The 13,453-nt window shown below is 66.1% G+C and carries 6 protein-coding genes and 2 pseudogenes; 2 read left to right on the top strand and 6 right to left on the bottom strand.

The annotated features are described in order from the left end of the window. Positions 1 to 114: 114 nt before the first annotated feature. The 4 genes from ACWCPY_RS41945 to ACWCPY_RS41930 all read right to left on the bottom strand — a co-directional run bounded on the left by ACWCPY_RS41945 (position 115) and on the right by ACWCPY_RS41930 (position 4,528). Positions 115 to 756, bottom strand: coding sequence for a sigma-70 family RNA polymerase sigma factor (locus ACWCPY_RS41945; RefSeq protein ID WP_451274273.1), 642 nt, complete (start codon positions 754 to 756; stop codon positions 115 to 117). A gap of 528 nt (positions 757 to 1,284) precedes the next feature. Further along, entirely contained in the window at positions 1,285 to 2,142 is an 858-nt protein-coding gene (locus ACWCPY_RS41940) for a carbohydrate ABC transporter permease (RefSeq protein WP_451274275.1), read from the bottom strand. A gap of 29 nt (positions 2,143 to 2,171) precedes the next feature. Next, the gene (locus ACWCPY_RS41935) at positions 2,172 to 3,182 is read right to left on the bottom strand and encodes a carbohydrate ABC transporter permease (protein WP_451274271.1); all 1,011 of its coding nucleotides are present in this window, start codon (positions 3,180 to 3,182) and stop codon (positions 2,172 to 2,174) included. Positions 3,183 to 3,193: 11 nt separating this feature from the next. After that, positions 3,194 to 4,528: an extracellular solute-binding protein gene (locus tag ACWCPY_RS41930; protein WP_451274269.1), complete on the bottom strand. Its 1,335-nt coding sequence runs from the start codon at positions 4,526 to 4,528 to the stop codon at positions 3,194 to 3,196. Between the two features lie 1,667 nt (positions 4,529 to 6,195). Here ACWCPY_RS41930 and ACWCPY_RS41925 point away from each other — a divergent pair. Next, on the top strand, positions 6,196 to 7,608 hold the full coding sequence (locus tag ACWCPY_RS41925) for a GH1 family beta-glucosidase (RefSeq protein ID WP_451274267.1): 1,413 nt from the start codon (positions 6,196 to 6,198) through the stop codon (positions 7,606 to 7,608). A 475-nt stretch (positions 7,609 to 8,083) separates the two neighbouring features. On the opposite strand, the gene ACWCPY_RS41920 is transcribed toward ACWCPY_RS41925, so the two are convergent. Together ACWCPY_RS41920 and ACWCPY_RS41915 are read right to left on the bottom strand one after the other, a co-directional pair. Continuing rightward, a complete protein-coding gene (locus ACWCPY_RS41920) occupies positions 8,084 to 10,960 on the bottom strand; it encodes a helix-turn-helix transcriptional regulator (protein WP_451274265.1) in 2,877 nt (958 codons plus the stop codon). 436 nt (positions 10,961 to 11,396) lie between these two features. Beyond that, positions 11,397 to 12,453 (bottom strand): annotated as a pseudogene (locus ACWCPY_RS41915) (IS630 family transposase). Between the two features lie 20 nt (positions 12,454 to 12,473). Between ACWCPY_RS41915 and ACWCPY_RS41910 the strand changes: the two are divergent. After that, positions 12,474 to 12,632, top strand: a pseudogene (locus ACWCPY_RS41910) (transposase); the annotation flags it as partial. Positions 12,633 to 13,453 lie beyond the last annotated feature (821 nt).

The following is a 13,453-nucleotide window of genomic DNA, read 5'->3' as shown; positions in this document are numbered from 1 at the left end:
GCTGCCCGCCGCCGAGGAGATCCGGCAGAGGGGGCAACGACGCCGTGCGCGGCGCAGGGCGAGCGCCGCGGCACTGTGCGCGGCCGTACTGATGGACGCCTGGGGGGGGGGGGCTCACTTCCGAAATCCGACTTCCTCAAGTGCCTGCTGCAATGCCTTCACGGCGTAGTGAGAGCGGGACTTGACGGTTCCGAGCGGCACACCTAGCTCTTTCGCGGTCTCGAGCCCGGTCAGCGACCTGAAATACAGGCAGTGAATGACGGCCTGCTGTTCCGCCGTCAGCGATGCGAGAGCATCCCGGACCAACTCGGCTACCAGTAGCCGGTCATAGCCGCATTCGGGTTCAGGAATCAGCGCGAGTACAGTGTCGTCGCACTCCTGAGGCCGCACTCGGCGCGCCCGGGCCGCGTCAATCGCAATACGCCGGGCGACGGTGAACAGCCAAGGCCGGAACGATTCGAACCCCCGGCTGGCGTCTATCGCGTCCGGGTGCTTCCACGCCCGGATCAGTGTCTCCTGCGTGATTTCCTCCGCACGCCAACGGTCACCACGCGTCAGCGACAGGCAGAATTGGTGCAGCGTGGATCCATGCAGCTCAACGATGCTTTCCATCTGGGCCGTGGTTGCCGTCCGCTGAGTCGGAGCTGTCTCAGCGCGGTGCATCGTGGGGGTTGACGCGGGCGGGCGAGCCGTGTCACCGAGGGGGGTGTCGTGGTGGCGGCCGGTGTTGCGGCGAATGAGGAGCGCGGTTGTCATGGTGATCCCCTTTTCGACGGGGCGGTCGGCCGCCCTGTCTGCTGACAGGGAACACTCTGCTCAGGTACTCCGTCGGAAACATCGGCCACCTGACGTACGACCGTCCTCGGAGTACGGCCAGGCACGTACGTCAGGCCGGTGGAACCCCTCGAGCGCAGGGCGTCGCATGTGCGAGAGACACCCCGCGGGTCCGCTGCCGCACGCGTTTGGGGAACCCGCTTGGTCGGTTACTGCAGCAGGCCGTCCCCTTCGCGGTCAGCTGCAGTCCTTCACCGCCGGCCTGGCGACCGGCATCGCGATCAGGTGCCTGCCCGGTGCCGTCCGCGGACGCGACCGCGGACTCGGACTCTGAGCCTGGTGTTTAAGCTGATCTAATCGGCGCAGGCCCGTTGGTGTGCGGTCAATGCACCCCACGGCGGACCGGTTCGGTGACCGCGTGTCCGACCGGGAAGTGCGGGTAACGCCTGCGCGTCCGGGGTCTTTCACGCGGCCGACGACGGCCGCAGGGTGACTGGCGCCGATCACGGATCAGCCCTTGACTGCACCCTGCATTATCCCGCCGACGATCTGCTTGCCGAACAGCGTGAAGGCGAGTAGCAGGGGAAGAGTGCCGAGGAATGCGCCGGCCATGATGACCGACTGGTCGGGGATGTAGCCGCGGCTCAGGCCGGTCAGAGCGACCTGTACGGTCGGGTTGTCCTGGGTCAGGGCGATGATCGGCCAGAAGAAGTCGTTCCATGCCTGGACGAAGGTGAGCATGGCCAGCACCGCCATCGCGGGCCGCGCGGCTGGGAATAGCACATGCCATATGATGCGCAGGCTGCTCGCGCCGTCCACTCGAGCTGCCTCGATCAGCTCGGTCGGCAGCGCCTCGATGAGGTACTGGCGCATGAAGAACACGCCGAATGCGCTGACCAAGGTCGGCAGGACTACCGCCTGCAGCTGGTTCGTCCACTCCAGTTCGGCGACCAGCATGAACAGCGGCACCACGCTGAGCTGCGGCGGCACCATCATGGTGGCAATAGTCAGCATCAACAGTACGTTCTTGAGGCGGAAGCGCAGCTTGGCGAAGGCGAAGCCGGCGATGGTGGAGAACAGCACGGTGCCGACCGTAATCGTGCCCGCCACCATGGTCGTGTTGAGCAGGGCCAGGCCCATGTTGCCGTCGGACCAGGCTGTCTCCAAGTTGGCGAAGAGCCTGCCGCCGAACCAGAAAGGCGGGGGTGTCTCTGCCAGCCGGGTGTTGGTGCGGGAGGCGGCGATCGCCGTCCACACCAGGGGGAAAAGGGAGCCGACGGTGACGAGGATCAGTACGGCGTAGGTGATCCTGCCACCGCTCAGCTGTCCGCTTGCGCGGCGCGCGGCGCCCATGCGTCGCGGCGTCATGCGCTGCTGCGTAGTGATGGCCTTCGCCGTCATGTCGCATTCTCCTCACGGCTCTTGCGCAGCGCCCACGCCACGGCGAGATAGAGCGGAAAGATCACCAGCAGGATCAGGAACATCGCCCAGGCGATGGCTGCTGCCCGGCCGAGGTTGAAGTTGAACCAGCCCTGCTCGTACATGTAGAGGCCAAGAGTCTGGAACTGGTGCGAGGCGCCGCCCTTCTGGCCGCCGGCCCCGCCGAACAATAGCGGCTCGCCGAACAACTGGGTCGCGCCGATCGTGGAGACGACCACGGTGAACAGAATCGTCGGCCGTAGGGAGGGGATCGTCACGTGGATGAACTGCTGCCAGCGTGAGGCCCCGTCCAGGGCCGCCGACTCGTAAAGGTCGTTCGGCACGGCCTGCATGGCGGCCAGATAGATCAACGCGTTGTATCCGGTCCACCGCCAGATCACGATCGACGATACTGCGATCTGCGAACTCCATTCGCCGTTCTGCCAGTCGATGGTGTCGATCCCGACCTGGCCGAGTGCCCAGTTGACCATCCCATAGTCGCGTCCGAAGAGCAGCACGAAGACGAGTGTCGCGGCCGCCACCGAGGTGGCGTATGGGGTGAGCATAGCGACCCGGAAGAACGTCGAGCCGCGTAGGCGGTAGTTGAGCAGTTGCGCGATCCCGAGCGCCATCAGTAGCTGCGGGACTGTCGAGATCATCCCCATGGTGAAGGTGTTACGCAGCGCGTTCCAGAAGAACTCGTCCTCCAGCAGGCGCGTGTAGTTGTGCAGCCCGACCCACTCCATCGCTGTCGGGTCGTTCAGCGAGACCCGGTGCAGCGACGCCCATCCTGTATAGAGCAGCGGGAAGAGGCCAAAGGCGGTGAAGAAGAGAAAGAAGGGTGCGATGAAGGCGTACGGGCTCCAGCGCACATCTCGCCGGTAGCGGCGGTTGCGCCGTTCGGCCCTGCGCTCTGCTTTGAGCCGCTCGGGGTGGGCTGCGCCCCCCTGCTTGGCGGGGGGCGCAGACGTTTCGGACTCGACAGCCATCGGTGTCACCATCACTGGTCCAGGGCGTTGTCGATATCTCTCATCGCCGCGGCCCAGCCCTGGGCGGGCGTCTTGCCCTGCTGCTCTACCTGGAGTATGCCGACGTCGGTGATGGTGTTCTGGATGATCTGGTCCTTCTCGCCGAGCACCAGCGTCGGGATGTTTTTGGCGGCGTCGGTGAAGATTTTGCCGATGGGGGCGTCGTCGAAGAACTCGTGCTTGGCATCGGCGACTTCGGGCAGCTCGTAGGCCGTTTGCGAGCTGGGGAAGCTGGCCTGCTTCTCGAAAAGCTTGGCCTGCTGCTCTGGGGCGGTCAGCCAGGTGGCGAGCTTGATCGCCTCATCCTTGTTCTTGGCTGCCTCGGGGACGCTGAGGAAGGAGCCGCCCCAGTTGGCGGGCTTGGGGGCCGGGGCGATGCCCCACTTGTCCTCGGCCTTCGTCCCGGCCTTCTCCTTGATGTAGCCAAGCATCCAGGGTGGGCAGGCGACGGTGGCGAAGCGGCTGTTGGCGTATGCCTGATCCCAAGACTTGTCGAACTGCTTGAGCTTGGCAGTCATCTTTCCGTCGATGACGTCCATGGCCAGGTTCCAGGCATCCTTGACGGCCGGGCTGTCCTTGTAGATGAGCTTGCCATCTTTGTCGTAGTAGCGTTCTACGCTGCCCTGGATGGCGGCGTTGTAGACCCCGCCTGCGGCGTCCACGAAGGTTGTGCCCTTGGGGGCATTGGCCATGTAGTCCTTGCCGACGTTGACATATTTCTGCCAGTCACCCGTCCACAGCTTCCCGACCTTCTCCGGGTCGGTCGGCAGCCCGGCCTTGTTGAACAGGTCCTTGCGGTAGCAGATCGCTATTGGTCCGATGTCGGTGCCGAGGCCGACCGTCTTTCCGTTCGTTGTGGTGGCCTGTGCCCACTTCCACGGGACAAAACTGTTCTTGTCGACGCCCTGGGCCTTGCCCATGTCAACGAATTCGTCGTGGTGCCGGTTCACGATCTCGGCGATGTTGCCGACCTCGAGGGCCTGGATGTCCTGCAGGCCGCTGCCGGTTCCGAGGTGGGTGAGCAACTGCGGGTAGTACTGGTCGAGCCGCTCGATCGAGGTCTCCTTGATGGTGACGCCGGGGTTGAGCCTCTCGTATTCGTCGTACAGCCCGGCCTGCTTGTAGCCGAAGACACCGTAGTCCCCGATGGTGACCGTGATCTTCCCCTTGCCGTCCGTGCCGCCGCTCGAACTCGTGCTCCCCGGCTCGTCACTGTCCTGGGCGCAGCCCGCCAGAAGGACGGCGCCCAGGGCGACGACGGCCGCGAGGGCAACTGCCCGGTGAGAGGTATTGGATTTCAATCGCATTTCGTCCTCCTGTGCAACTGACTTACCGCTCGCGGGCAAACACTAAGAAAGTAGTGAATTGTCACGCAGCGGGCTCCTTTTCGGGCGGAGTTTAGCGCCGTTCCACCGATTTAGTGCCTGCCAGGTGTTGCCGGAATTGCTGGAATAGCAGTGCGACGCGTACACCGCGACGCCCCCCTGAGCGGGGGAGTCGCACAGGCGCAATGGGTGCAGCCGACGGCGCCTCGAAGGCGATTGACGACTTCGCCGACCACGTCGCGAAGATCCGATGGCCCACCCATATCGAACACACGCCGCCCAGATTCCGGCCGTGGATTTCGACCGTTAAAACGCGACATTACCTATCTTTGCGGACGGATCCCCCGGCTTCCGGCGTGGCCCACCGTCGCCGGACGTGCAACCACGCCGCCTGCCTGCCAGGAGGAGCGTAAAAAATCAACCAGAGGAGGTTTTCCTCAGTTGGAGCCGCTCCTGGGCGCTTTGTCGAGTGTCTGAGATGGGGAGGTGCTGACTGTTTGCCATGATTCCCCCAAGGACTGGTCCGGCTGTCGCCCTCGCACGTCGCCCTGTTTCACCTCGACAGCTCCTGTCCGGTTCGAAAATGCCGGGACTGTCCTCGCCCTGCCCTCCGAACGAGCGGTACCCGTCGACAGCCCCGGATCGTATCAGTGTGCCCATGACATCACAGCCAGCTTACGAGCCGCATCCGTCCACGGTCACCACGTCTCTCGCCGGCTGAGCCCTGGTCGTGAGCCGGGCTGTCACTCTGACTGAGCCGGCTTCAAACCCGTCTCGTGGTCCTACCTGGCTGCGGACACCTCAAAGTCGGTTATGAGGCGAGCCCATCCCCAGGGCTGGACGCCGTGGGTGCCTGACGATCCTTGCTTCAGTCGCTGGGGCATGGCTTCTGCCGGGCGGACGACCAACTGACCTCTTCGCGCCACGCGCTGACCGAATCAAGCCATTGCCGGACGCTGCGTGAACTTTGTCGGGAGGACCTCGTAGTAACGGGTGCCCGATCCAGGATCTTGAAAATACGGGGGCTTTGCATAGTGCAGGACAAGGCGGACGGACCGAGGTGTTCGGTCGAGCTCGCGGAGGCAGCGGTGGCCAAGCCTGCCGACCTGTCGCGCCGCCGGGAGTCCGGCCTGGCACCGCGCATCTCCGTGCAGCCGGGCGGCTGCACGGAGATGCGCTACCAGTTGTTCATCACTGGAATCTATGCGAAAAATCCGGCCAAAATGCTGAGAGAGCATGATGATGAGGGCTCGCAGAAAAGGACGACACCGAGACGACGGACCAGTGCGCCGTTCTGGACGCGGATGAGGAAGTCGGCGCCCCGGTGCAGGCGGCTCGTCGCTGTGATCGATCGGAGGAGCGGCCCTTTCCTGGAAGGGGTGATCGCTTGCCTGGACACACAGGAGAAGTCAGGATGCACGAGCGACGTCTCCCGTGGCTGGTGTGAGCGTCGGTGTGGCGTTAGTCCAGGGCTTGCTCGACGTACGGGTTCCTTGATGCCACACCGACAGTGGCCTGACACTTCGTAACAGGCCCAGCCACTGGGTTGGGATCCTGCAAGATGTGGCAGATGCTCACATGTGTGGGCCACACCCGATCGCAATGATATTACTGGCTCGAACCAGCTTCATACGTTGGGAGTCCTCTCCATGTCCACCTTCCCGCCCAGCTTCCGGTGGGGTGCCGCCACGTCCGCGTACCAGATCGAGGGAGCGGCACGCGAGGACGGCCGCGGCCTCTCCATCTGGGACACTTTCAGTCACACGCCGGGTAAGGTCGCCGGCGACGAGAATGGCGACGTCGCCGTCGACCACTATCATCGCTACCGCGACGACGTCGCGCTCATGGCCGAGCTCGGGCTGAACTCGTACCGCTTCTCGGTGTCTTGGCCGAGGGTGCAGCCGACCGGGAGCGGTCCGGCCCTCTCGCGCGGTCTGGACTTCTACCGTCGGCTCGTCGACGAACTGCTCGGTTATGGCATCAAGCCTGCCCTCACCCTCTACCACTGGGACCTGCCGCAGGATCTGGAGGACGCGGGCGGCTGGCCGGAGCGCGACACGGCGTACCGGTTTGCAGAGTACGCTGCGCTGGTCGGTGAGGCCCTGGGGGACCGGGTCGAGCAGTGGATCACCATCAACGAACCGTGGTGCGGGGCTTTTCTTGGCTACGGCTCGGGCGTGCACGCGCCAGGCCGCGCCGACCCGGTGGCGGCCCTGCGCGCCGCCCACCATTTCAATCTCGCCCATGGCCTGGCCACATCGGCCCTACGCGGCGTTTTGCCGTCCCGCAACAGCATCGCGGTGAGCCTCAACTCGGTGAGCGTTCGGTCGGTCACGGACTCGCCCGAGGACCAGGTGGCCCGGCGACGCATCGACGACCTGGCGAACGGGATCTTCCACGGTCCGATGCTGCACGGCGCCTACCCCGAGCACTTGTTCGCGGACACTGCCCGGGTCACGGACTGGTCATTCGTACGCGACCAGGACCTGGCGACCAGCCACCAGCGTCTGGACTGGCTCGGCCTGAACTACTACACGCCCGCATTGGTGTCCGCGGCCGACTACCCCGCCTCCGCGTCCTGCATGGAGGGGCTCGGCACGAGCGCGCACTCCCCTTGGCCGGGGGTGGACGACATATCCTTCCACCAGCCGCCAGGCGAGCATACCGCGATGGGCTGGACCGTCGACCCGTCCGGTCTGTACGACCTGCTGCTGCGCTACAGCCGAGAGGTACCGGGACTGCCCCTGTACGTCACCGAGAACGGCGCCGCGTATGACGACAAGCCCGAGCAGGACGGCCGGGTACACGACGCGGAGCGGATTGCCTATCTGAACGGCCACCTGTCCGCCGTTCGCCGCGCCATCCAGGATGGGGCGGACGTACGCGGCTACTACCTGTGGTCCCTGATGGATAACTTCGAGTGGGCGTACGGCTACGGGAAGCGGTTCGGTTCCGTGTACGTCGACTACGTCACCTTGGCCCGTACCCCCAAGTCGAGTGCCCTTTGGTACGGGCGGGCGGCGCGGAACGGATCACTGCCCCCGGTCGACGACTGCATGTAGGCGCGACTACCTGTCAGCGCCGAACCGTTGGGGCAAAGGCCGACGGGACTCATTCGCCCATGTTCATGACCCTGCCGGCACAGATTCCGTTACCCGGCAGGGCTGGGACGCTTGGGAGGACGACGTAGTTTACGAGGTCACAGCACCAGGTCGAGGTTGCCAGTGCTACGGAGTCGGCCTGGCCTGCTATCCGCACGAACACGACGTGACGGTGGCGGGAATCGACCGCCCGGACCGCAAGACGCGCCGCTGGCAGGGTAAGTCGGACCTCGGTGACGGGGAGGCCGCGGCTAGGGCCGCGCGCGCCGGTTGTGGCACCGGGAGCCCCGCTCACCCATGAGATCAACCCGGTCCTGACCAAGCGAGGCGAGGTCGAACCAAGAGGCGAATCACGTGTAAAACGCGATAACCCCCAGAGGGCCACGCGCTCACTGGTGCCGCTCCCTGCTGGCTATCTGCAGGCAGCGGCCCGGTGTTACTGATCGGTGGAAACGATTGTGGGGTGGTGGTTGTAGGCCTCCCGCGCGATCTCCACGCGGCTGCTCATCCCAAGTTTGGCCAGGATGTGGGAGATATGCGTCTGCACGGTGCGCCGGGTGAGGTACATGCTCTGGGCGATGTCGGATGTGGAGCAGCCGGTCGCGACCAGGAGGGCGACCTTGTTCTCAGCCGGGGTCAGGGCGTCCCAGCCGTGCGTGGGCCGCTTGGGCCGGGCGCCGCGCACGCCGCAGCGGATCCCGTGCTGGCGCAGCCGCGCCTCGGCACGGCGGATGTCCCAGGCCGCGCCGAACCGGCTGTAGAGGTCGAGCGCCTCGCCGATCACATGCTTGGACTCGGCCGTGTTCCCTTGCTCAGCGAGAACGACGGCGAGGTCCTCCAACGCACCCGCCTGCTCCACCGGAACGCCGACGGCTCGGTAGTGCTCTATCGCCGACCGCAACGGCGCCGCATCGCGCTCATACAGTCCTGTACACCAGTCGGCAGCCGCCGCGGCGCGGGCGGGCACCTGCTCCGCGGCGGCCTCGGTTCGACAGGCTTCCAGTGCGGCCACGGAGGCGGAGCGGTCATCCACGGCCAGTGCCAGGCGGAGAACCCCCGGCATCCATTGGTGGATCAGCGTCATCTCGCTGGGCTGCCGGGCGAGGAGGCCGCCCAAGTGCGACAGAGCACGGTTCTGGTCACCGTCCTGCTCGGCGGCGAGCGCTTGCGCGACCAGCATAAAGTCGGTGTTCTCGCGATCGGCGATCGTGACCCGTGGCTGGCGCAGCCCGGCCCTCAGGTGTGCATCGGCTGCGGCGCGATCGTCCCGGCGGACAGCGACGAGGGCGGATACTCCATGCCACAGCCACACGGGGCCGCTGTCGCGCAGGCCCCGATAGGTCATCGCGGAGACGCTGTGGTCGACGGAGTCAAGCTCCGCCAACGCGTCGTCCCATTGGCCCAGCCAGTACATGAGGACCGCGGCGGTGACGCTGGACATGGTGTCCTCGGCACGGTCGGAGTCGAACAGGAACTGCCGTGCCTCCCGCAGAGCTTTCTCGGCATCCGACCACCGGCTCAAGTTCTGCAAGGTGAAGATCCTGGCGTGCAGCGCATAAGCCCGCAGGTCCGCGTTGTTGTCGTTGTTGTTCAGCGTCTGTAGCGCCTGGTCCACGCATTCCAGTGCCGACAGGTGATGCCGCTGGACAGAATGGTTGGCCCACAGGTCGGTGAGTGCGTATGCGACGGCGACCGTGTCCCCAGCGTTCTCGCCGATTTCCAGCGCGCGGCGCGCGGTGGTGTCGGCGGCGTCGAGCGCGCCCGTTCCCGCTCGCTGGAACATCGCCAGTGAGGCGAGCAACCGAGCCCGCCAGGCGTCCGGCACGTCGGTTTGCTTCAACGCCTGCTCCAGGGCTGCGACGGCTGCGTGGTTGTCACCACCACTGAACAGCGCCCGGGCCAGCACCCAGTACATCCGTCCCCGGTCGGCCGGATCCTTCGACACCGCCAGGGCCTGCCGGGCACGGATCGCGGCTTTCTCGTGATCGCCAGTGCCGATCAGGATCTGGGCAAGAGCCACGCTCAACGCGGCACGTTCACTCTCATCAGCGACCCCATGCTCCAGTTCCCGATGCAGCAGCTGAGTAGCGATGTGCGGTGCTCTGACCGCCAGCACCGGTGCGGTGTCGGCGAGCCAGCGCCGGGCCCAGCGGTTGCCGACGCTGCCCGACTCCAGCAGTTGCTGCGCCACCCGTTGAGGCTCGACATTACCGATGTCGTGGAGCGCCCGGGCCGCGTCCTGGTGCAGCGCGACGCGCAATGCCGTCGGCATGCCGTCGTAAAGTGCCTGGCGGATCAGAGGATGCCGGAACGCCATCTGCTGACCGGCGTCGACGAGGATCCCGGCTGCGGCAGCCTCTTGCAGATCATCAGCGAGGCCGATGGTGGACCGGCCTAGGAGGGCTGCCACCTCCGTCACCGCGAACTCGCGGCCGAGCAGCGCGGCCACCCGCAGCATGCCGAGCGCGTCGGCGCCGACGAAGCTCAACCGGCTGTCCAACGCCGCAGCCAACGACCGCCGGACGGTACTCAACGAGGTCTCCCGCAGCTCGGCGTGCTCGCCGACCGTCACCCCGCCTTCACGTACCAGGGACTCGACCAGCTCCCGCGCGTACAGGGGATTGCCGCTGGTCTGAGCGGCAAGATCGACCAACGCAGGGCCCGGGGGAGCGCCGGCGACATCAGCTAGCAGATCATGGATCGCGTCCGGACCGAGCGGCCCCAACGAGATTGTTGCCGTGGTGTGGCCGCGTAGCGCGGCGCGCAACTGCCGCATCCCCCATCCACGGGGAACCGGTCGGCAGGACAGGACCAACAACAGAGGCAGGTGCGCGGCGGTTGATGCCAGGCTCCGGCACACATCCAGCGACATGTCGTCGGCCCACTGCACATCGTCGAGGACCATCATGGTCGGCGCGCTGGAGCAGTTCTCCTCGACGAGGGTGACGAGCATGTCAGGCACTGCGGCATGTACGGCGTTACCCAGGAGGACGTCAGGCCACTCGGCGCGCACGACGCGCAGGATCTCCGTGCTGCGTGGGTCGGTCGCCTGCTGCGTGATCCCGAGGCAGTCGTACAACAAGCGCAGCGGCAACGGGTGAGTGGCCTGATCCGCGACACCGAACAGCACCGTGCAACCCGAGTTCTCGCCGATCGCGGTCGCCGCGGTGACCAGCGACGACTTGCCGATACCAGGCTCACCTTCGACCAGAACCACCCCGCCGGTGCCCGCTTGCAGCTGTGCGATGGCGTCTCGCAGTACAGTCAGCTCGGCCTCGCGTCCTACAAGACGAGCCGGGAGACCCAACGCCATCGTCGATTCCCCTCGCCTCAGAGGCGATATCTGGGGTTTACGAGTGGTATCTTCTGCACCCGTCGTCATGTGGCCTCCGCCCCGCCGGATCACCCAATTTTTCATACTGCTCGGCACAAAGCGTACTGCCGCAGTCGCAGCCTGCCACACTCTGCACCAAAAATCGCTGATCCCTGCACGCCGACGGTGATGGGGATGTCGCGTCGGCTCGTACACCATCAACTTGCCGGTGAACGCAGTCGTCTGGGTCGACGACAACAGCATCGGATGGTACACCTTAGGGACCACCCAGCCGTCCGGCCCGAGGAGTCGACCAGTGCGACCGCGTCCCGCTTGAACTCCGCCGTGTACCGCTTCGTGCAGCTACTTCCCACTTGGCACTGCTTTCCCCGGGCTCCTCCCGGAGTCCAGGTGTCCGCATACTGACTTCAGCTCGTCAGGGTGAGGCTGGGTGGTCGAGGGCCAGGCCGGTTCCGGCTATGAAGCCGTCGAGGGTGTCTGGCCGGTATTGAAGGCGTTTGAGCCGGTTGCGTACGAGGACTTTGAGCCTGTCCAGGGCGACGACGGCGAGGTTTGCCAGGCTGCGTTTGACGTGCGCCCACACACCCCCTGGACCGGGTTCAGGTCGGGCGAGTAGGCGGGCAGCAGGAACACCGTCAGCCGTTCCCGTGCGTCGATCAACTCTCGTATCGTACGGGAGACATGGGTGTTGAGCCGGTCCCACACCAGCACGATCGGTGCCTTGATGAGCTGGTGGGTGCCGTCGACCAGGGCGATGAAGTCGCGCTCGCTCATGCTGCGGCGCTTGCCCTTGCCCGAGGGGTGGGTGCGCAGGCGGTGGCAGAGCCGGGTGCGGGAGCCGGGCCGCGTCGCAATCAGCCCGGCCACCGACAGGAGTCCCGAGCGCCGTCCGCTCACCGTCACGACCGGGGTGCGGCCGCGTCGGCCCCAGGTCCGGCCTCGCGGCGGTCTGCGGGTGAAGCCTGCCTCGTCCTCGAAGCAGATGTAACCCCCGCAGGCCGCCCTCGCTCTTTTACCTCCGCCCAGGTCGCCTCTTTCCACGCGGTGACGGCCTGCTCGTCGCGCTCGGCGACCCGCCGGGCGGGGACCTGCGGAAAGAACCCGAGCCGGTGCATCAGCCGGGTGGCACCCGAGACGCTGTAGGAGACGTGGAACTTCCTGCCGATCAGCGTGGTCACCCGAGCGGCCGTCCACACCTGGTCCTCCACCTAGCCGTGCGCGGCCGGCCCCTGCTGGAGATACACGGCCAGCTTCTCCGAGCAGCGCGGGGACAGGCGGCATCGCGACCCGCCCGGACCACGGGAGGCCAGAGCCCGAACACCGCCCTCCCGCCACCGTTGGTGCCACTGGTAGGCCGATTTCAGGCTCACTCGCAGCCGCCACGCGGCCTCCGGCGGCTTGATCCTCTGCTCGAACAGCTCGGCTGCCTGCATACGCACCGTCTCCCGGCGCCGACGTCCCGCAGCGGTCAGCCCGCCCCCAGGTCGACACCCTGGAAGCCTGGCTGCGCAAGCATCCGGGCGTCGAGATCGTGTGCCGTGACGGCTCGGCGACCTACGCCGAGGCCATCCGCCGCGCTCTGCCCGACGCAGTGCAGGTCGGTGACCGCTGGCATTTGTGGCACGTGCGCCGTGAGGCGCCGATTGATCGAGTGGAGGTGGGAGACCTTCGCCGCTGTCCTGTCGCAGCAGGGCGGTGAAGCTGGGGGCAGCCTGATTCGGGAGATGCCGGGGAGGGGGGCAAGCGGCCCCTACAAAGCCGGGACGTATCAGCACTGCCAGATGGTGCGGGTCCGGCGAGCGAGACGGAGAGGTATACGCGAGAAACCGGTGTGTGAAGCCTCCTAAGGTGCCACCAGCTCGAACCGGCGGATCTGGGCTGGTAACGGCGCGCACCCGCACCGTGGTTGTTGGTGTCGGGGAACTTCCGGGTGGTTTGTGCTAGACGGCTCGGGAGGCCACAGCGAAGTGCTGCGGGTTAGCTGTGGCGATGCCGCGGGGATATAGCCGGGTGCCTCCTTCGTCGAGCGATCGATCGGTGAACACGGGAACCTTCCCGGTCTCGCCCCTCGTCCGCGCTGCCAGCGTGGCCGGGACGGGCTGGGCACATCGTCTGCCGAACGGGCTGGGCAAGGGGCGGAGCCGCCGTAGTAGTCCGAGGCCGGGAAAGCCGGCCACATGGCGAAGGGCGGCAGCGAGATTGCAAGGGAGGTACTGCAATGTCCGGAGACACCGGGGTGGATGCCCCGGTCGCGTGGCCGGTGGCTGAGTACGCCGAGCTACGGGTACGGAAGATGCAGATCTAGCTGCACCGTTGGGCGGTAGCCGATCACGGCTTCCGGTTCGACGATGTGTTCAACTTCGTGTGTGACCCGGCCACGGGCCTTGACCCCGAATCCTGGACACGGGTTATGCGGCTTGGGCGAGCGTAGTTGGTGTGAGGTGGAGGGCGTTCTCGAAGGCGATTGGTGAT

Source organism: Streptomyces sp. NPDC002403 (assembly GCF_053593015.1).
Note: the sequence above shows the minus strand (reverse complement) of the source record. Positions and strands in the feature narration are given on the sequence as shown.

Coding starts and splice junctions, on each gene's coding strand:
- ACWCPY_RS41945 (WP_451274273.1), bottom strand. CDS start 756: ATGACAACCGCGCTCCTCATTCGCCGCAACACCGGCCGCCACCACGAC.
- ACWCPY_RS41940 (WP_451274275.1), bottom strand. CDS start 2,142: ATGACGCCGCGACGCATGGGCGCCGCGCGCCGCGCAAGCGGACAGCTG.
- ACWCPY_RS41935 (WP_451274271.1), bottom strand. CDS start 3,182: ATGGCTGTCGAGTCCGAAACGTCTGCGCCCCCCGCCAAGCAGGGGGGC.
- ACWCPY_RS41930 (WP_451274269.1), bottom strand. CDS start 4,528: ATGCGATTGAAATCCAATACCTCTCACCGGGCAGTTGCCCTCGCGGCC.
- ACWCPY_RS41925 (WP_451274267.1), top strand. CDS start 6,196: ATGTCCACCTTCCCGCCCAGCTTCCGGTGGGGTGCCGCCACGTCCGCG.
- ACWCPY_RS41920 (WP_451274265.1), bottom strand. CDS start 10,960: ATGGCGTTGGGTCTCCCGGCTCGTCTTGTAGGACGCGAGGCCGAGCTG.